The sequence below is a fragment of the Roseobacter sp. OBYS 0001 genome, assembly GCF_019654895.1.
GTDB lineage: Bacteria > Pseudomonadota > Alphaproteobacteria > Rhodobacterales > Rhodobacteraceae > Roseobacter > Roseobacter litoralis.
In genome coordinates, this window is sequence record NZ_BPES01000004.1 from 278859 (window position 1) to 297806 (window position 18948).

Here is an 18948-nt window from a genome sequence, read left to right on the forward strand (position 1 = left end):
ACCTGAAAGCCCGAGCGTGACCCAAGAAACGATTATCCATGCGCAGGGTCTTGATCTGACCTTTGAAACCAATGACGGTCCGGTCCATGCGCTCAAGGACGTGAACCTTGAGATCAAGAAGGGCGAATTCGTCAGTTTCATCGGCCCCTCGGGCTGCGGCAAGACGACCTTTCTGCGCTGCATTGCCGGGCTGGAAACCCCCACATCCGGCGACATCAGCGTGAATGGCATGACACCGGATCAAGCGCGTCAGGCGCGCGCCTATGGCTATGTGTTTCAGGCCGCAGGGCTTTACCCGTGGCGCACGATCGGCGGCAACATCCGCCTGCCGCTTGAGATCATGGGGTTCTCAAAGTCTGAACAGGCGGAACGTGTCGCGCGTGTTCTGGACCTTGTCGACCTGAATGGGTTTGACCGCAAATTTCCGTGGCAATTGTCGGGTGGCATGCAGCAGCGCGCCTCCATCGCGCGCGCTCTGGCCTTTGATGCCGATATTTTGCTGATGGATGAACCCTTTGGCGCGCTGGATGAGATCGTGCGCGACCACCTCAACGAGCAGCTCTTGCAGCTTTGGGCGCGTACCGAAAAGACCATCGGCTTTGTGACCCATTCGATCCCTGAAGCGGTTTATCTGTCCACGAAAATCGTGGTGATGAGCCCGCGCCCGGGCCGTATTTCGGATGTCATCGACAGCCCGCTGCCCAAGGAGCGCCCGCTGGACATCCGTGACAGTGCAGAGTTCATTGAGATCGCCCACCGTGTGCGCGATGGGCTGCGCGCGGGTCACATAGATGAATAAACTGGCCAGCATCGTGCCGGCCCTCGTTGTGGTGGCGGTCATAATCGCCTTCTGGACCATGGCCGTTGTGCCGATGAACGCGCATCTGACCGCAGATCAGGCGCAGCGGGACGGATTGACCATTGCGCCAGAGGCCCCGGCGGAGCGGCAGGAATATTCGGGCCTCGCGCTTGCGCTGAAAAACCCGCAGATCATACCGCTGACCTACAGTCAGGTGCGCCCTCGCTTGCCCTCGCCGCATCAGGTCACCTCCGAACTTTACGACAGTATATTCACCAAGAAAATCACGTCGAAGCGCAGCCTTGTGTACCATGGTTGGGTCACGCTTTCGGCGACGCTGTTGGGGTTTATCATAGGGACAGGTCTGGGCATTCTGCTGGCCGTTGGCATCGTGTATAGCCGTACGATGGACAAATCCGTGATGCCATGGGCGATTACTTCTCAGACCATTCCCATACTGGCGCTGGCACCGATGATCATCGTCATGCTGGGCGCTATTGGCATTCAGGGGCTTTTGCCCAAATCGGTCATTTCCGCATACCTGAGCTTTTTCCCCGTGGTCGTGGGCATGGTCAAGGGGCTGCGCAGCCCCGATGCGATGCAGCTTGATTTGCTGCGCACCTATAGCGCCAGCCCGTCACAGGGGTTCTGGAAGCTGCGCCTGCCTGCTTCGGTGCCCTATCTGTTTGCATCGCTCAAGATCGGTATTTCCGCCGCGTTGGTGGGTGCTATCGTGGGCGAATTGCCGACTGGCGCGCGGGCAGGTTTTGGCGCGCGTATGTTGGTCGGGGATCAATACGGCCAGCCGATGGTGACATGGGCCGCCCTGTTTGCGGCGGCGATTACGGCGGCACTATTGGTTGCCATTCTGACACTGGTTGAGCGTCAGACGCTCAGGCGCATGGGGATGGAGGCAGCATGATGGCCTATGTGCTGGCGTTGATCGTTTGGGGGCTGGGCTGGTGGCTGAACATCAAACTGTCGCATTCGCCGCGCGCGGACACGCGTTTGTTCAGCTTGCTGATCCCCGTGATATTCGGGGTCACAATTGTGGTGATGTGGGAAATTCTGGTTCAGATGCTGGGCATCAGCGGGGTGATCCTGCCGCCTCCCTCTGCGATCGCGGCGCGTTTTGCGGTCTCCACGCATCTGCTTTGGGCTGATTTTGAACAAACGATCCTCAAGGGGGCGATGACCGGGTATGTCTTGGGGGCAATTGCGGCCTTTGCCGTGGCCATCCTTGCGGATCGCTCGCCTTTTTTGACCAAGGGTATACTGCCAGTTGGGGCGTTCATGGCCGCGCTTCCGATTGTCGGCACCGCGCCGATCTTTGTGCGGTGGCTGGGCAGTGACTGGCACTCCAAGGCGGCGGTTGTCGGGGTCATGGTGTTTTTTCCCATTCTGGTGAATACAGTCGCGGGATTAAAAGGCAGCAGCGCGATGCAGCGTGACCTGATGCGGACCTACGGTGCCAATTACTGGACCACGCTTTTCAAGCTACGGCTGCCTGCTGCGATGCCCTTTGTGTTCAACGGGTTGAAAATTGCCACAACGCTTGCGCTGATCGGTGCGATTGTTGCTGAATTTTTCGGCTCTCCGACCGTGGGGATGGGCTTTCGGATATCAACCTCGGTGGGTCAGCTTGCCATGGATATGGTCTGGGCAGAGATTATCGTTGCAGCCCTTGCGGGCTCGGCGTTTTACGGGCTTATCGCCCTGATAGAGAAGCGGGTGACTTTCTGGCATCCGTCACAACGATAAAGCGGGCGAAAGACCCGCTTTCAATACTGACAAGGAGATATGGAAGATGAAAAAACTGATGATATCCGCGGCCTTTGCGGCCGGTCTGGGAACGGCGGCTTATGCCGATGATGCCAATTCTGTGACGTTGCAATTGCAGTGGGTCACGCAGGCGCAGTTTGCGGGTTACTATGTGGCGCTGGACAAGGGGTTTTACGAAGAAGAGGGGCTTGACGTTACAATCCTGCCCGGCGGGCCGGATATTGCCCCCCCGCAGGTGCTGGCTGGCGGCGGCGCTGATGTGATGCTCAACTGGATGCCGTCGGCACTGGCCGCGCGCGAAAAGGGCTTGCCGGTCGTCAATATCGCGCAGCCCTTCAAAACATCGGGCCTGATGCTGACCTGTTGGAAAGACACCGGCATCACCTCTGTTGAGGATTTCAAGGGCAAGACCATCGGTGTGTGGTTCTTTGGCAATGAATACCCCTTCCTGAGCTGGATGTCACAGGCGGGTATCTCCACCGATGGGGGCGAGGACGGTGTGACTGTGCTCAAGCAAGGGTTCAATGTCGATCCGCTGTTACAGCGTCAGGCCGACTGCATTTCCACCATGACATACAACGAATACGGTCAGGTGCTCGATGCGGGCGTGTCACCGGATGAGCTTGTAACCTTCAAATACGAAGATCAGGGCGTCGCCACATTGGAAGACGGTATCTATGCGCTTGAAGAGAACCTAAGCGATCCGGTGTTTCAGGACAAAATGGTCCGCTTTGTGCGCGCATCGATGAAAGGCTGGGAATACGCTGGGGCCAACCCCGATGAGGCTGCGGGTATTGTTCTGGACAATGATGAAACCGGCGCCCAGACCGAGTCGCATCAGGTCCGGATGATGGGTGAAATCGCCAAGCTGATCGAAGGCTCGGACGGGTCGCTGGATGTGGCCGATTACGAGCGCACGGTGGCGACACTGCTGGCCGGTGGCTCTGATCCGGTGATCTCCAAAGCGCCCGATGGCGCATGGACGAGCGCTATTACGGATGCCGCGCTGAAATAAAGCGTCCAAGAAAAAAAGTCGCGCGGCGGTGCACCGATCCGCGCGACTTTGGCTGACATTTTGGTGTCATGCCAGCTTTTTAGAACCTTTCGGATACGCCGTTATGACCGTGCGCCGGCGCTTTGTGGTCTTTGAGACAGGCAAATTGTGACGGTAGTGCAGCGCACGACAACTACTGTTTTGAAGTATCCCACCTAGTGCTGACGAAAACATAGAAATTGAGTATCCTTGCGGGTGTTTTGACTGGCGTTGCTACCTTTTTGTGAGGCCGCCGGACGGTGCATTCTCCTTAACCCAAATAGCGCGCTGACCCCCTGTGAAATCCAAGCGCGCCATGGACTAAGCGAAATCTGACCTATCATCTACACAGGTACATCACTGTGTGCGCCTTGGGCTGGCGGGTGCTCGGAGAAAGAAGGATTGTTAAATGCGTTGTGGCGAAGACGTAAGCTGATGGTTGCAAATCTGGTTTCATTTCGTGCGCTGCTATGGGCCTTGGCTGCTGTATGTGTTTCTGCAGCGATTTTCAGTCTTGAGAGCGAACGCGCGACCGTCAGTGAGCGCATTATTGACACGGATGTCGGACGGGTATCCCTCTACACCGACCCTTCGGGCTTGCCGGGGCCTCTTGTCATTGTGACGCATGGGTTTGCCGGTTCGCGCCAGATGATGCAGTATATCTCGCGTGATCTGGCACGGGCTGGCTTTATGGTCGCGTCTTTTGATTTCTATGGCCATGGGCGCAACCCTGAACGCATGTCCTCTGATGTCACCCGGATCGAAGGAACAACGCAGCAACTGGTGGCGCAGACACGCGCCGTTCTGCAAGCTGTGCAGGCCGAGATCGGCACAGTGACCCCGGTTGGCATGCTGGGCCATTCCATGGCGACGGATATCGTCATTCGCGCGGCAAAAGCATCGCCAGAGGTATCCGCCATCGTTGCCATTTCGATGTATTCGGATGCGGTCACGGCAGATTTCCCGCAGAGATTGCTGGTGCTTTCGGGTGAATATGAGGGGCGACTGCGCGATGTGGCCCGCCAGTCCGTCGCACTTGTCGCAGGTGAACCTGTTGAGGGCGAAACCGTATCCGACGGGCCAGTCAGCAGGCGCGCGGTCGCCATCCCCAATACAGAACATGTGGCTGTTCTCTTTGCCGCTGAAACGATGCGGGAAACGCGCGACTGGCTGATGTCCGCGTTCGAAATACGCGGGCAGGGGCGGGCTATGCCGCAGGGCCTTGCGATCACCGCGGTATTGGTGGGTCTGGTTGTCCTCTTTTGGCCGTTCACCCGCCTGTTGCCACAGTCCCGGTCCCCCGCCACCCCCGTGGGTCCAAAGGTTTTCTGGGCCGCGCTGCTGGCACCGGTTCTGCCCGCCATCGGCTTGTCGCTCGGCCTTGGGGGTGGGCTTTTCCAAACTGCGGCCTTTGGCGCTTTGGCTGTGTTCTTTGCCACATGGGGTCTTGTGGTGCTCGCTGTGCTGCGGGCGGCGGGTCACCGTTTGACCTTGCCGAAACCCTCCGGTGTTTTGCTTTTGACCTTTTGGTGCCTGTGCGTTTTCGCTGTGGCGCTTGACAGATACGCAGCGGCCTTTCTGCCCAGTGGTCCGCGCTTGCCAATCATGTGCGTACTTCTGCTTGGTACGGTGCCCTTCGTGGTTGCCGATCGTGTCCTGCTGGACGGTGCAGCGCTTTGGCAGCGGGTTGTGGCACGCATGGTCCCTGTTGCATCCTTATCGGCAAGCATGATCCTGTTTTCACAAAGCCTGGGGCTTTTGTTTACCGTTTTGCCTGTGATGGTGCTGTTTTATCTGGTGTATGGCACGATGGCACGCCCCGTCGCGCTCCGGCAGGGGGCAGAGACGGCGGGCGTAGGCTCCGGCATTGTTCTGGCGTGGTCTATTGCGGCCAGTTCGCCGCTGTTTCTCGCCTGATTGCCGCTCATATGTCTTCACTGGGTATTTAGCTATGGCGGCCTAAGATGCTAAGGACAGCGTATGGATAATGCCAGCTCTTTCATGATGACCCTCTTTCGCAAAGCCCGCCGCTATGCGCGCAAGCTCTGGGTGCGGGTGGTGCTGATCGGCTTGCTGGCTGTGCTTGCCGTGGCCCTCAGCCAATGGGTTGAGCTTTATGTGCCCGATACCCTGTCCAGAAGCCTTGATGGCGCGGCGGCAGACCGCCTGTTGCAACTGATTGCCAGCGCCATGCTTGCGGTGACGATCTTTTCGATCACGGTCATGGTCTCGGTCTATCAATCCTCCTCCACGCAATGGACGCCGCGTGTGCACCGCTTGATCATGCAGGACAGGACCACCCAGAACACGCTTGCCGTCTTTATCGGGGCCTATGTCTATGCCTTGCTGGGGATCATCCTGCGCGAACTTGGCGTTTACGATGACGACCATGCCTTCGTGCTGTTCTGGATGACGGTCTTTGTTCTGGCGATCATTGTGGTCTATCTGATCCGCTGGGTTCTGCATTTGCAGGGGTTTGGTCAGTTGACCAATACAACCCGTCAGGTGGAGGCCGTGACCCGCGCCCGGTTCAATGAGCGTTTGCAGACGCCCTGTCTGGGTGCCATGCCGCTCGTACATGACGCACCTGAGAGCGCCAAGACGCTGAACGCATGGGACAGCGGTTATATTCAATGCATTTATCCCGAAGCGATGAATACGCTGGCAAAGGAGTGCGACGTCACACTCTACATGACACGCGACATTGGCAGCTACGTCTTTGCAGAGTCCCCAGTGCTTTATGTGGACCGGGCGGACAATATCCGTGATTGGGAGTCGTTTTGTGAGCAAATACGCGAGATGCTCGTCCTTTCTGATTTGCGCAGCTATGATCAGGACCCGCGCTTTGGCCTGCTGGTATTGGGAGAGATCGGGTCAAAGGCCCTGTCGCCGGGGATCAATGATCCGGGCACGGCGATTGACATTATCACGCGCATCGGGCGCATCTTGTCCGCCTATAAAGATGAGCAAAACGCAACGCCTGATACCCCGCTGGATCACCTGTATGTCGCACCACTTGATCCGATTGATCTGATGCGCGACGGTTTTGGAACGCTCGCGCGCGACGGGGTTGCGGTTGTCGAGGTGCAACAGATGCTTCAGCAAACGCTTGACAATCTCATCGGGAATCCTGATCCCAAATTATCCGCCGCCGCATGTGATTTTGCGCAGGAAAGTCTGGCGCGTGCGCTGAAAGCGACTGCATTTGAACCGGATCGCGACCGCATTTGTGCCAGCGCGCATCCGGAGGTGCGCGGGGAAAATAAATAGACCCGCCTTGTATGCGCGCGACGACAGATGTCGCAAATCGGCTAACAGTGCGGGCGATGGCAGGTCAGGTTGGCCCTGTTACACGCCATCATCGGGGTCTCAACCATGCGTACTCATGCCCAAGCCGTTGTCATCGGAGGCGGCGTCATCGGCTGCTCGATCCTGTATCATCTGACCAAACTGGGCTGGACAGATGTGGTGCTGCTGGAGCGTGACGAACTCACCAGCGGCTCGACCTGGCATGCGGCGGCAAATATCCATGGTCTGCATGACAACAACAACATCACGCGCATTCAGAACTATACGATGGATCTCTATAACGCCTTGGAAGCCGAAACAGGGCAGTCCTGCGGCGTGTTCCAGCCCGGCTCGCTCTATCTGGCGCAGACCGAGGCGCGCGAACACCAACTGCGCCTGCAGGCGGCCAAGGCGAAATACTACGGGCTGAATTTTCACGAAGTCAGCCGGGATGAGGCTGAACGCCTGCATCCGCTGGTCGATTTTGACGGTATCCGCTGCATCATGTTTGAACCCTCTGGCGGCAATGTGGACCCATCCGGTGTCACCAATGCTTATGCTGCTGGCGCACGCCAGAATGGTGCCGAAATCATCCGCTTTTGCCCGGTGACGGCCACGGAGCAGCAGCCGGATGGCACATGGATCGTGCGCACGACCAAAGGCGATATTGCCACCGAATGGGTCGTGAATGCGGCGGGCCTCTGGGGGCGTGAGGTTGCGGCATTGGCGGGGTTGGAACTGCCTTTGCAGCCGACCGAGCATCAGTATTTTGTCACCGAAACCATCGCTGAGATCGCAGCACTGGATCGCCGTTTGCCATCGGTGGCCGACCGGGACGGCGAATACTATCTGCGTCAGGAAGGCAAAGGGTTGCTTGTCGGTGCCTATGAAAAGGACCTGCGGTTCTGGGCCGAGGACGGCACGCCGCAGGGCTTTGGGCATGAGCTATTCGCCGATGATCTGGAACGGATTGAAGACAACATGATGCGTGCAATCGACCGCGTCCCCGCTGTCGGAGAGGCGGGGATCAAACGCGTGATCAACGGGCCGATGATATGGTCGCCGGATGCCAATGTCCTGTTCGGCCCCGCGCCTGAACTGTCGAACTATTTCTGCTGCAACGGTATCATTCCGGGGTTTTCGCAGTCGGGTGGCATGGGGCTGTTGGCCGCTGATTGGATTGTCACGGGCGAGACGCGCTATGATATGTTCGCATGGGACATGGCGCGGTTCGGGACATGGGCGGATAAGGCCTTCACCAAGGCGCGCGTTGGCGATCAATACGCAAACCGGTTCAAAATCCACTTCCCGAATGAAGAACGCAGCGCCGGTCGCCCCCTGCGCCGCCGCCCCGTCTACGACATTCAACGCGAACGTGGCGCGGTATTCGGGCTGAACTACGGATGGGAACACCCGCTTTATTTCGGCTATCCCGAAGGGGCCGAAGATCACACAGAAGGGTTCACCCGGCAGGATTGGTGGCATCAGGTCGGTGCTGAATGCCGGATGCTGCGCGAGAACGCAGGGGTCAACGACATCTCGAACTTTGCGAAATACCTGTGCAAAGGTCCGGGGGCCGAAGGCTGGTTGAATAGTGTCTTTGCAAACACCATGCCCAAGGCGGTGGGGCGGTCCTGCCTCACGCCGCTGATTGGCAAGCGGGGCGGTATCGCGGGTGATTTCACGGTTACGCGTCTGGGGGAGGAGGAGTTCTGGGTGATTGGCTCCGGTATGGCCGAACGCTATCACCAGCGATTTTTCAAGGCTGTGCCCTTGCCCCGCGACACCATATTTGAAAGCCACACCGATGCGATGTGCGGTTTCAACGTGGCCGGTCCGAGGTCGCGTGACATGCTGCAACGGCTCACCAATACGTCCCTGTCCACCGAGAATTTTCCGTTCATGCGCTCCAAACGGATTGAACTGGCCGGTGTCCGGGTCTTGGCCTTGCGCGTCAGCTTTACCGGCGATTTGGGCTGGGAATTGCACTGCGCGACTGAGGATCAGGCGCAGCTTTATGAGGCGTTGCTCGTCGCGGGTAAAGAGGTCGGTGCAGGCCCGGTGGGCAGCCGCGCCTTGATGAGCCTGCGTGTTGAAAAAGGGTACGGGTCATGGGGGCGCGAATACAGCCCCGAATACTGGCCGCAGGAAGTCGGCCTTGATCGGTTGTGCAAGATGGACAAGGCATTCCTGAACAAAGCTGCGGTTGCGCAAACACTTGCCAAAACTGCGCGTGAACATCTTGTCGTGCTCGCATTGGACAGCGCTGAAACCGATGCATCAAATGCAGATGCCACAGGGGGCGAGCCGATCTTCAAAGACGGGCAGGGCATTGGGCGCGTCACCTCTGGTGCTTATGGATACAGCGTTGGGATGAGCCTCGCGCTTGGCTTTGTGAGCGGTGCGCAACCGGGCGACGTGGTTGATGTCATGGTGCTGGGTCAGCCACACAAAGCACGCATTCTGGCTGAACCCCCGTTTGATCCAAAAGGGCTGCGGCTGCGCGCGTGATGCGCGGCGCGCGCCAGTGTGTCACGCGGGCCCGCCGCGCGACAGCTTATGGAACTAGCCGCCCGCGCGCGGGGTCAAAGCGCGCGGATTTTGAGTTCCGTAATGCGGTTGCCCTCGCGCGCGCAGACCTCGAACCGGAATCCGTGGAACGAGAAAACCTGACCGGTGGTTGGGATCATTTGTGCTTCGTGGATGACCAGCCCGGCGACGGTGTTGGCTTCTTCATCCGGCAGGTTCCAGTCGGCGGCGCGGTTGAGGTCGCGGATCGTCATCGCGCCATCAATCACGAACTGACCGTCTTCGGTCTGTTGGATCGGTGCCATATCCGTCGGGTCATGCTCGTCCGTGATTTCACCCACGATCTCTTCGAGGATGTCTTCCAGCGTAATCAAACCCTGCAGTGAACCGTATTCATCGACCACGAGGGCAAAGTGCGTCCGACGGCGCAGGAACTGGCGCATCTGTTCATCAAGGGTGGAGGTTTCGGGCACGAAATAGGGTTTCATTGCCACGTCGGACAGCTTGAAGCTGCGCAGTTTCGAGGCATCCCCCTCAGGCCCGCCGATGATCTTATACATGGCGCGCAGCAGATCTTTCGCGTGGATCACACCGATGATGTTTTCCGGATGCTCCTGAAACACGGGCAGGCGGGTGTGGTTGGATTGCAGGCACTGGTGCAGAATGTCCTGCGGATCATCATCGGCGTTGATCATCTCGATGCCAGAGCGATGCAGCATGATTTCTTCCACGGCGCGCTCGTTCAGATCAAGCGCGCCCAGAATGCGGTCGCGGTGCTCCTTTTCCACAACGCCCTCGGAATGACCCAATGTCAGCGCGCCTTCGATTTCAGCATGAATGTCGAGGATATTGCTGTTGGGGTCGATTGTCACACCGAAAAGCCGCAGAACGCCACGGACCAGAAGCCTCACAGCCGCCACGATGGGCGCAAAGACGGTCACCACAATCGCAATGGGGCGGGACACGAAGCTTGCCGCTTTCTCTGAATTCGTAATGGCGTATGTTTTCGGCAAGACTTCGGCAAAGATCAGGACAAGCAAGGTCATCACCAATGTGGCCAGAGCGACACCGCTTTCGCCAAAGGCGCGCGTAAAGATGGACGTGGCCAGAGCCGCCGCAAGGATGTTCACCAGATTGTTGCCCAGCAAAACCGACCCGATGAGCCGCTCATTGTCTTCGGTGATCTGCAGCGCACGCTCCGCGCCCTTGTTGCCTTTGTCGGCAAGCGAGTGCAGTTTTCCCCGCGATGCGGCCGTCAGTGCCGTTTCAGAGCCGGAAAAGAACCCCGAGAGCACGAGCAAAAACAGAATAACGCCTGAGGTCATCCAGAATGTGGCGTCGAGGGTGGCGGTGGACATGTCCATGTTAGAGCGTACCTTTGAGATGTGTTCATTGGTTATGGGGGCGATGGTGCCCGCAATCAAGGGATGAGCCAGAGTTGCATGTGCATCTGGGCAGGTCTGCGACAGTGTGGCGCCGTTGCGATCATCGGTGCGCCGGAAAGGCCCGTGTCAGTGGAACGGCATTACGATGCGTCCAGAACAGGTTTGTCACCCGGCGGGCGCGGGTCCTCCTGGGCCAGGGGGTGGTGCGTCAGAACCAATTCGGAAAGCCTTGCTTCAAGCACATGGGTGTAAATTTCGGTCGTGGCCACATCCGCATGACCCAGTAGTGTCTGGATCGAGCGTAGATCCGCGCCGTTCGCCAGCAGATGCGTCGCGAAAGCATGGCGCAGCGTGTGGGGGGTCACCTTGGACGGGCTGACGCCTGCATCGACGGCCAGTTCCTTGATCAACAGATAGAAACGATTCCGCGTCAGATGCCCGGACACCCCGCGCGATGCAAATAGGAAGCGTGAGGGCGGATGCCCTTCGGCCTTCTTGAGGGCTTCTTTCTCATCGCGCAGCCGCAGCCATTCTGATGTGGCATCGCGGGCAGGGGGCGAGAGGGGCACCATCCGCTCCTTTCCGCCCTTGCCGCGGATCAACAACATGCGCGGATCGCCGCGTGCTGCAGACACGGGCAGGCTGACCAGCTCGGTGACGCGCATACCGGTCGCATACAGCAGTTCCATCAGGCAGGTGTTGCGCGTCCGGTCCCCTGTGTTGCGCCCTGAGCTGCGGGCCGCCTCAAGAAGCCTGTCCACTTCTGCCTCGGACAGTGTTTTCGGCAGTTTGCGGTCGCGTCCCGGACCCGTGATCTGCAGGGCCGGGTTATCGCTGCGCCAGCCTTCCTCAAAGGCAAACCGATAAAGCTGTTTGACCGCTGAGAGCCTGCGTGCGCGCGTTGCCTTGGACAGACCCTCCGCATCGCAGGCAATCAGGTAGGCTTCGACATCAGCTTGTGCTGCGGCGTGAAAATCCAGATTTCGATGTGTCAGAAAACTGTCAAAGTCCTTGAGGTCACGGCCATAGGCCAGCAGCGTGTTGCGTGCGGCGCCCAATTCGGCGGCCTGTGCCTCAAGAAAGGCGGAAATCCATGTACTATGCGCTGCCATCAGCTGTATTTGTCCAGCAGCAGGATTTGCAACGCGGCCCGTCGGACAGTGTCTTCGAGGCCAAAGGAACGCAATGTGGCAAGTGCCTGTGTCAGGGCAACAGGATCACCCGCAGCCCCGTCATCAAGCAAGATCAAAGCGCGCAGTATCGCCTCGCCCCGCCGGCCGTTTTGCGCCATCTGTGTCAGGTCGCGGCGAGCGTTCGCAGGGTCAAACCCACGGCTGATCGCGCTGTGACGCAGATCGGTACTGATCATGGTTTCAGGTGCCCCTCGCGCCAATTCACTCAGAAATGGATCCGTGTCTTCCGACAGTTGTGCGCCTGCGTAATCCGTCGACAAAAACGCCATGGTGGTCGCTATTTCCTGTACGCGCCCACCCAGTTGATACCGGGTCAGCGTATCCGCGAACAGGTCGGCGAAGATCATTTCCAGACCCACCGCCTGCATGGCGCTCCATGCAACGGGCAGGCTTTTTGAAATCGCATCGGTGGAGCGTGTGCGCAGCGCAGTCTCAAACCGTTGAACCGCGCGCACACGGTCCCAGACGCCGCCCGAGGCTGCGGCCTGACGCGCCGTGTACAGCCCGAGCAACCGGTTTGGTGACAAGGCGCCTGTCACGGCGAGGCGTTCTGCGGCTTCAAGTTGTGGTTTCCAGCCCGCCAGATCGCGCAGATCGGCAACGGCATAGGGGCGGGGCAAGGCACCGGTTGGCAAGGGCTCTCCGATGGCTTCATGCAGCCGGAACAAGAGCGGAGTTATCTCAGCGGGCCGCGGCAGGGGGGGCGCGTCTTCAAACGCCTCAGGGTGCAGGAACCTCTCAAGGGCGACTGTCTCAGCATCGGAAAACGCCGTCAGCGTGTTGCCCGTATCAAAGAGCAGGGCGGCCGTGGGCCAATCCCCCTGCCGGGCAGCACAAAAGACGCGGTGCGACAGGGATGGTGCAAGGTGCGGCGTCGTGGTCAGAATGGCGCAGCCGGTGTCTTCTTGTCCTGTCAGCAGCGCGAGATCCATATAGGCCCTGAAATGGGCCGCATCGCGTGTGACCCCGGCCTGATCAAGCAAGGACAACGCCGCGTCATGTGCCCCGAAGCGCATCAATGCGTCCACGCGGGCAAGGGTCAGCAGATCTTCACCCGCCGTGTCATCGCCGGGACCTTTGGCTTCGGTCAAAAGCACGGTGTACAACAGGGTCTGCGCGGCAGGCAGCCGCAAAACGGGGATGTCGTTGAGTTGTGCCTGCAACGCGCGCGCATCACTGCCTGACCAGATGTCTTCGGACAGGCCAGTGACTGACGCAGGCACCAATCCGATAATGCGGCGCGCCTTTTGGTCCAGCGGCGCGACACTCACGACCGGAACATGCGCACCGGGTGACACGGGCGGCTCAAATCGCTGCGCCGGGATGGCCGAGGTCATCGCAGGCTGGTCCGGGTTGCGCTTAACCCAGTCAATGACCGACAGTGGCTGATCCTGCGCCAAACCGGCAGTGCATAGGCATATCCCAAAGAACGCGTATGAAAGATGTTTAATCGGCATCCAGTGTCACGGGTACACGTGTCTCTTCGGAGGGGGCTGAGAAATCAGCGCCGAAAAACGGACCGACATAGGCATAGCCCGCCAGCCCGATAAAGCCAATCACGGCCAGATAGATCAGAAATTTGAATAATCGGAGCATTTTACTGCCTTTATGCCTGCCGTTTTTCTTTAAGTTATATATGGCCTTTTTTATAATATCACGTCATTCAATCGATTATGAGCGAAATTGAGCAAACCGGAGCCGAAACGGGTCAAACACACAGATTTGTGTTGAAAAAGACGATCGTGATGATCGGAATGATGGGGGCGGGCAAGACTGCTGTCGGCCGTGCGCTGGCGCAATTGCTGGATGTTCCCTTTCTTGATTCGGATCATGAGATCGAAGAGGCAGCCAATATGAGCGTGCCGGAAATTTTTGCCCGTGATGGCGAAGCCTTTTTTCGGGCGCGTGAAAGTGAAGTCATAAACCGCTTGCTAGGTGGACAGGCGTGCGTGCTGTCAACGGGGGGGGGCGCGTTTCTGGCTGAGGCCAACCGCGCCGCTATTTCGGCGCGCGGTGTGTCGGTCTGGCTGGATGCGGATATTGAACTGCTGTGGAACCGGGTCAAACACAGGGACACGCGACCGCTTTTGCGCACGCCTGATCCAAAGGCAACGCTGAGCGCACTGTATGAAACGCGGGTTCCGGAATATGCCAAGGCCGATATGACCGTGCCTTGTGCCCCGCCCGTCGCGATCGAGCAAATGGCCCGGCGTGTGGCAGAGGTGTTGGTGTCGCGACCCGATGTGCTGGAGGTTGTAAATGATTGAAACTGTTCATGTCGATCTGCCCGGGCGTGCGTATGACGTACGCATTGGGCCGGGGCTTGTGTCAGAGGCTGGCGCACATATCTTGCCGCTGCTTAATCGACCAAAGGTCGCTGTTGTGACGGATGAAACCGTGGCTGCACTGCATCTGGACGCTTTGCGTGCCGGGCTGGCGCGCGAGGGCATTGAGATGACAGCACTGGCCTTGCCCGCAGGGGAAGCCACGAAATCATGGGAGCCACTTGAACGGACCGTGGGCTGGCTGCTTGATCAGAAGGTCGAGCGCGGCGATGTCGTAGTGGCTTTTGGCGGCGGTGTCATTGGTGATCTTGCCGGGTTTGCCGCTGCGATCCTGCGCAGGGGGGTGCGGTTCGTGCAGATCCCGACGTCACTTTTGGCGCAGGTCGACAGCTCTGTCGGGGGCAAGACCGGGATAAATGCGGCGCAGGGAAAGAACCTGATCGGTGCGTTTCATCAACCCAGTCTGGTGCTGGCAGATATCGACGTGCTTGGGTCCCTGACGGCGCGTGATTTTCTGGCGGGCTACGGCGAAGTCGTTAAATACGGCCTGCTGGGTGATCTGGCGTTTTTCGAGTGGCTCGAAGAAAACGGGCCAACGCTGGCGGTGGGGAATCAACAAGCACGATGTGAAGCCGTGCGGCGCTCGGTTCAGATGAAAGCAGATATCGTCATCCGCGATGAAACAGAGCAGGGGGACCGCGCGCTGCTCAATCTGGGTCACACCTTTGGGCACGCGCTGGAGGCGGCGACCGGGTACTCGGATCGCCTGTTGCACGGCGAGGGGGTGGCCATTGGTTGCGCTATGGCCTTTGAATTGTCGTCCCGCATGGGCCTTTGCTCGCAGGAAAGCCCAAGCCGCGTGCGCGCGCATCTCAAAGCGATGGGGATGAAAACCGACCTGCGCGACATTCCCGGCGAATTGCCGGATGCTGCCGGATTGCTTGATCTGATGGGGCAGGACAAAAAGGTCATGCAAGGGACGCTGCACTTTATCCTTGCGCGCGGGTTGGGCGAGGCTTTTGTGACGTCCGACGTCGCAGCCGGCGATGTGCTCACTGTGCTGGAGGATGCGTTGCGCGGGCGGTAGGCTGGTGACGTCGCAATAACGCGCCGGACTAGAGCGTCTGACGAAATATCTGAAACATCAAGTATCACGTAACGCGTTGAAATCTTTGATTTCAGGCAGCGTTATGTGATTCAGGTTTTTCGCATGACGCTTTACGTGCTTTTTAGTGTTGGATTAGTGGTGCGCTGCGATCTGTTGGTGCAAAACAGGTCGCAGCGCTATTCCAGTCATTCACGCGACAAGGCGCAAAATCTTATCCTGGACGGGAAGATAGGCCAACCGAGAACCAGCTAATTCCGTTTCTCTATCACTCGTTAACCCATTGCACCTGCAGCGCACAAAATTTCCAAAATACACACTGCACGCATACAATCGTTCAAAAGACGGCCAAGGTATATTCGCGTTGTTACCTAGGTAGACTTGCCTATAGCCCGCTCACGTCTCGGGTTTTTCAAAAAGCTGATAGGTCAGCGCCAGATCGACAAGCTCTGCGACCGACTGGACGTTCATTTTATCCAGAATGCGTGCGCGGTGGTGATCGACCGTGCGTGGGCTGATATCGAGATGACGTGCTACATCTTTGCTGGAACTGTTGGAGGGGTTCAACACCAGAAATTCTGCGATTTCCCTTTCGCGCTGCGTCAGGCTTTTCAGTTTGTTCTGGGTCATCTTTAACGCGTTATCGACGTCGCGTGCCTTTGCATCTATTTGCAGGGCGGTGTCAATTCGGGCCAGTAACGCCTCCTGACGAAACGGTTTTTCCAGAAAGTCGACGGCCCCGAATTTCATCGCGCGCACGGCTTCTGAAACGCCGCCATGCCCGGTGATGAAAATGATAGGCAACGCTCTGCCACGGTTTACAAGCACCTGCTGGAGTTCCAGACCATTCATCTGTGGCAGTCCGTAATCCAGTATCAGGCATCCCGACCGGGCGGGGTCGTAGCCCGCCAGAAACGCATGTGCGGAGTCAAAGACCTGCGTATTATATCCACGGGTGCGCAAAGCGCGCGAGAGAGACGTGCGAATGTCTTCGTCGTCATCCACGATGAAAACGCAAGGTTCAGTGGCTATATTCATATGCCTTCCCCACCTCCGTTTTTGGTTTCAATGCAGGCAGAGTAAAGCAAAATTGGGGGTTTCCATCCGGGTCCTGCTGGTACCAGATGTCCCCGCGATGCGATTCCACAATTGTACGGCAGATCGAAAGCCCCATGCCCATGCCGTCTTTTTTGGTCGTTTTGAAGTGTTCGAAAACGTCCACGTCTTCCTGTAACCCGGGTCCTGTGTCGGTGACGCTGATCATAACCCCGGATTGGGTGTTCTCTGCTTTCAGAGTGACCTTGCGGTCGCGCATGTTACTCTGGGCAATGGATTCAATGGCATTGCGCAACATGTTCACCAGCACCTGAGCGATCTGCACGCGTGATCCATAGACGGGTTCAAGATTGCTGCCTGTTGCGGTGATGCTGATGCCGTGGTCCTTAGCCTCAGCCCGCATCAGATGCAGGGACTGCTCCATCAGTTCGGCAAAATCAAACTCTGTTTTTTCAGCGCCTTCCTTTTTCACAAACGCCCGCAGCGCTTTGATGATGTCCCCGGCGCGGTGTGCGTGCCGGTCTGTTTCCACAAGAAGCTCCCGCAGGGCGGAAGCCTTCTGGTCTGTGTCCTTGAGCAGAAAAACAGCCGTGTCCATGTTTTGCGAGATCGCAAGCAGGGGTTGGTTCAATTCATGCGCAAGCCCGGTCGCCATCTGTCCCATCATGTTGATCCGTGCAGAATGCGACAGATCGGTATTCAACTGCTGGATTTTCAGGTCCGCTGCAATTCTTTCCGAAATATCGTCAACCGCGACTACGGCATAGACCGGCACGTCATTGTCATCTCGAATAACGATCACGTTTTCACTGACCCAGATGGTGGTACCGTCTTTGTGCCGATACCGCTTTTCACTGAAATACTCTGAGCGACCTCCGCCGCTTGACGCGGTGAACACTTTGGCGACGGGGTCACTGGGGTGCGATATGTCCTGAATTGTCAAATCAAGCGCTTCGACTTCGCTATAGCCCAGCAAATCGGCAAGCCGTCTGTTTATCCGCAGGATCTTACCGGTGTGCGCCTGTATCCGGGCCATGCCGCGCGCAGCAAGATCGAAGGTCCTGTCATATTCGGCTTCTGATTTCTTGCGCTCGGCGATGGCCTGAACCAGAGTTTCATTTGCGCGTTCAAGCTCTTTGTAGGTTTTGGGTAAAGGTTCCTCGGCCGAGGCTTCCCCCTGTGAAACCAGCGAGGATCGAACGGCAAAAGCGCGGACAGGTTTGTGGATGTAATTCGCCAGCATTAACCCCACCACGCCCGACGCAAGGGCAATGGTTGCTGCAATCCAGACATTCTGTGTCCGGTTTCCCGTAATCTCACCGGTGAAATCCGCTTCCGGCGCATAGACCGCGATTGTCCATGGCAGTTCATCACTGATGGCGGGCATCACGGTCGAGACATAAGTCGACCCGTCAAACTCAAACCGCGACGCAACCTCACGATCTACATAGACCTCCGACCCACGGACCACATCGGCAAAGGCGGCATGGGCGACCGGATCGTCGATCTCGTTGATGTTGACAAACCGAAATGTTCCGTCCGGGTTTTGCTTGCGGATCAGTGCTTGATTTGGGTGCGCAATGACGTCGCCGTTCCGGTTCAGGATCAGTGCAACGCCTGACTTTCCGATATTGAGCCGACTCAGAAAACCAGAAATAGCGCCAATTTCAATGTCCACCCCGACGACACCACGTAACCCGCCATCGGTATTGAAAACGGGTGATGCGGCAGTGATGCCGGGACGCTGCGAGGTGAAAAAGATGTAGGGGTCGGTCCAGATGCCTGTCAGGTTTTCCCGGGAGGATTGATACCAGGGGCGCGTGCGCGGATCATATGTGTCCGCTTTGTCGTCTTGGCGCGCAAGCACCTGATAATTGCTGTCACGCCAGATCAGCTCGGTTTCACGTGCCTCGCCGTCGCGCATCACGATCTTGGTTCGGAAGGGTCCGGGCCCTTCGCTGCGCATCACATAGACAAAGTTCCCGGCCTCATCACCATAAAAAACCCCTGCAAACTGCGGTGAAATCTGAAGCTGCTGAAAGAGAAGGTTTTCAAGCTGGTTGAAATCATCGCTCGCAATAACCTGATTCTCGGCAAGCCGTGTTGCAAGCTCAGCGGCACCTTTGGCAGGTTTGAGGAATCCCTTCGAGTGCTCGATCGTATTGGTTCCCACATCGCTCAAGAGGTCGCGCGCATGCTCCAGCAGAACTTTTTCGGAGGTGAGAAAGGATGAAAACACCACAATAGTGACGGCAACAAATTGCAATCCAGCGAGGCAGAGCGCCAGTATCAAACCCAGAGAGAACTTCATTACGCATCAGTTTCACCGAAAACCAAGAGATTGTTAAGGCCCAACAAAACGTGCTGGGCCTTTTATCGCGCATGCAATCGCTCGCGGCGCTAGGATCGGTGTCATTGCGGCATAGGTGAAGGGGCGGTCATCCTGCTTGAATATGCCTGCCAGATGAACTTGTGTGAGCGGTGCACGGGCCT

At 57.9% G+C, this 18948-nt stretch carries 15 protein-coding genes; 9 read left to right on the plus strand and 6 right to left on the minus strand.

Annotation, left to right across the window (positions count from 1 at the left end):
- Positions 1-16: 16 nt before the first annotated feature.
- The 7 genes from K5Q35_RS11260 (at position 17) to K5Q35_RS11290 (ending at position 9413) form a co-directional block, all read left to right on the plus strand.
- Entirely contained in the window at positions 17-799 is a 783-nt protein-coding gene (locus K5Q35_RS11260) for an ABC transporter ATP-binding protein (protein WP_220799627.1), read from the plus strand.
- Complete coding sequence (locus K5Q35_RS11265) at positions 792-1721, plus strand: ABC transporter permease (RefSeq protein ID WP_220799628.1); 930 nt, start codon at positions 792-794, stop codon at positions 1719-1721. Before K5Q35_RS11260 ends, K5Q35_RS11265 begins: the two co-directional genes overlap by 8 nt.
- The gene (locus K5Q35_RS11270; RefSeq protein ID WP_013962221.1) at positions 1718-2560 is read left to right on the plus strand and encodes an ABC transporter permease; all 843 of its coding nucleotides are present in this window, start codon (positions 1718-1720) and stop codon (positions 2558-2560) included. The genes K5Q35_RS11265 and K5Q35_RS11270 overlap by 4 nt, the downstream gene beginning before the upstream one ends.
- A 46-nt stretch (positions 2561-2606) precedes the next feature.
- The gene (locus K5Q35_RS11275) at positions 2607-3596 is read left to right on the plus strand and encodes an ABC transporter substrate-binding protein (RefSeq protein ID WP_220799629.1); all 990 of its coding nucleotides are present in this window, start codon (positions 2607-2609) and stop codon (positions 3594-3596) included.
- 453 nt (positions 3597-4049) lie between these two features.
- Complete coding sequence (locus K5Q35_RS11280) at positions 4050-5531, plus strand: alpha/beta hydrolase (RefSeq protein ID WP_259650526.1); 1482 nt, start codon at positions 4050-4052, stop codon at positions 5529-5531.
- A 63-nt stretch (positions 5532-5594) separates the two neighbouring features.
- Positions 5595-6884: a DUF2254 domain-containing protein gene (locus tag K5Q35_RS11285; protein WP_220799631.1), complete on the plus strand. Its 1290-nt coding sequence runs from the start codon at positions 5595-5597 to the stop codon at positions 6882-6884.
- 105 nt (positions 6885-6989) lie between these two features.
- Positions 6990-9413: an FAD-dependent oxidoreductase gene (locus tag K5Q35_RS11290; protein WP_220799632.1), complete on the plus strand. Its 2424-nt coding sequence runs from the start codon at positions 6990-6992 to the stop codon at positions 9411-9413.
- 74 nt (positions 9414-9487) lie between these two features.
- Here K5Q35_RS11290 and K5Q35_RS11295 read toward each other — a convergent pair whose 3' ends face one another.
- The 4 genes from K5Q35_RS11295 to K5Q35_RS11310 form a co-directional block, all read right to left on the minus strand.
- A complete protein-coding gene (locus K5Q35_RS11295) occupies positions 9488-10795 on the minus strand; it encodes an HlyC/CorC family transporter (RefSeq protein WP_013962216.1) in 1308 nt (435 codons plus the stop codon).
- 161 nt (positions 10796-10956) lie between these two features.
- Entirely contained in the window at positions 10957-11928 is a 972-nt protein-coding gene (locus K5Q35_RS11300) for a site-specific tyrosine recombinase XerD (protein WP_220799633.1), read from the minus strand.
- A complete protein-coding gene (locus K5Q35_RS11305; protein WP_220799634.1) occupies positions 11928-13466 on the minus strand; it encodes a hypothetical protein in 1539 nt (512 codons plus the stop codon). Before K5Q35_RS11305 ends, K5Q35_RS11300 begins: the two co-directional genes overlap by 1 nt.
- Positions 13456-13605, minus strand: coding sequence for a hypothetical protein (locus K5Q35_RS11310; RefSeq protein WP_013962213.1), 150 nt, complete (start codon positions 13603-13605; stop codon positions 13456-13458). The genes K5Q35_RS11305 and K5Q35_RS11310 overlap by 11 nt, the downstream gene beginning before the upstream one ends.
- A 77-nt stretch (positions 13606-13682) precedes the next feature.
- Here K5Q35_RS11310 and K5Q35_RS11315 point away from each other — a divergent pair, with 77 nt between their 5' ends.
- Positions 13683-14276, plus strand: a complete 594-nt coding sequence (locus tag K5Q35_RS11315) for a shikimate kinase (protein WP_220799635.1) — start codon at positions 13683-13685, stop codon at positions 14274-14276.
- Positions 14269-15381, plus strand: coding sequence for a 3-dehydroquinate synthase (gene aroB / locus K5Q35_RS11320; RefSeq protein ID WP_013962211.1), 1113 nt, complete (start codon positions 14269-14271; stop codon positions 15379-15381). Before K5Q35_RS11315 ends, aroB begins: the two co-directional genes overlap by 8 nt.
- A gap of 414 nt (positions 15382-15795) precedes the next feature.
- On the opposite strand, the gene K5Q35_RS11325 is transcribed toward aroB, so the two are convergent.
- Entirely contained in the window at positions 15796-16437 is a 642-nt protein-coding gene (locus tag K5Q35_RS11325; RefSeq protein ID WP_220799636.1) for a response regulator transcription factor, read from the minus strand.
- Positions 16421-18766, minus strand: coding sequence for a cache domain-containing protein (locus K5Q35_RS11330; RefSeq protein WP_220799637.1), 2346 nt, complete (start codon positions 18764-18766; stop codon positions 16421-16423). The genes K5Q35_RS11325 and K5Q35_RS11330 overlap by 17 nt, the downstream gene beginning before the upstream one ends.
- Between the last annotated feature and the right edge of the window lie 182 nt (positions 18767-18948).

Coding starts and splice junctions, on each gene's coding strand:
- K5Q35_RS11265 (WP_220799628.1), top strand. CDS start 792: ATGAATAAACTGGCCAGCATCGTGCCGGCCCTCGTTGTGGTGGCGGTC.
- K5Q35_RS11270 (WP_013962221.1), top strand. CDS start 1,718: ATGATGGCCTATGTGCTGGCGTTGATCGTTTGGGGGCTGGGCTGGTGG.
- K5Q35_RS11275 (WP_220799629.1), top strand. CDS start 2,607: ATGAAAAAACTGATGATATCCGCGGCCTTTGCGGCCGGTCTGGGAACG.
- K5Q35_RS11280 (WP_259650526.1), top strand. CDS start 4,050: ATGGTTGCAAATCTGGTTTCATTTCGTGCGCTGCTATGGGCCTTGGCT.
- K5Q35_RS11285 (WP_220799631.1), top strand. CDS start 5,595: ATGGATAATGCCAGCTCTTTCATGATGACCCTCTTTCGCAAAGCCCGC.
- K5Q35_RS11290 (WP_220799632.1), top strand. CDS start 6,990: ATGCGTACTCATGCCCAAGCCGTTGTCATCGGAGGCGGCGTCATCGGC.
- K5Q35_RS11295 (WP_013962216.1), bottom strand. CDS start 10,795: ATGGACATGTCCACCGCCACCCTCGACGCCACATTCTGGATGACCTCA.
- K5Q35_RS11300 (WP_220799633.1), bottom strand. CDS start 11,928: ATGGCAGCGCATAGTACATGGATTTCCGCCTTTCTTGAGGCACAGGCC.
- K5Q35_RS11305 (WP_220799634.1), bottom strand. CDS start 13,466: ATGCCGATTAAACATCTTTCATACGCGTTCTTTGGGATATGCCTATGC.
- K5Q35_RS11310 (WP_013962213.1), bottom strand. CDS start 13,605: ATGCTCCGATTATTCAAATTTCTGATCTATCTGGCCGTGATTGGCTTT.
- K5Q35_RS11315 (WP_220799635.1), top strand. CDS start 13,683: ATGAGCGAAATTGAGCAAACCGGAGCCGAAACGGGTCAAACACACAGA.
- aroB (WP_013962211.1), top strand. CDS start 14,269: ATGATTGAAACTGTTCATGTCGATCTGCCCGGGCGTGCGTATGACGTA.
- K5Q35_RS11325 (WP_220799636.1), bottom strand. CDS start 16,437: ATGAATATAGCCACTGAACCTTGCGTTTTCATCGTGGATGACGACGAA.
- K5Q35_RS11330 (WP_220799637.1), bottom strand. CDS start 18,766: ATGAAGTTCTCTCTGGGTTTGATACTGGCGCTCTGCCTCGCTGGATTG.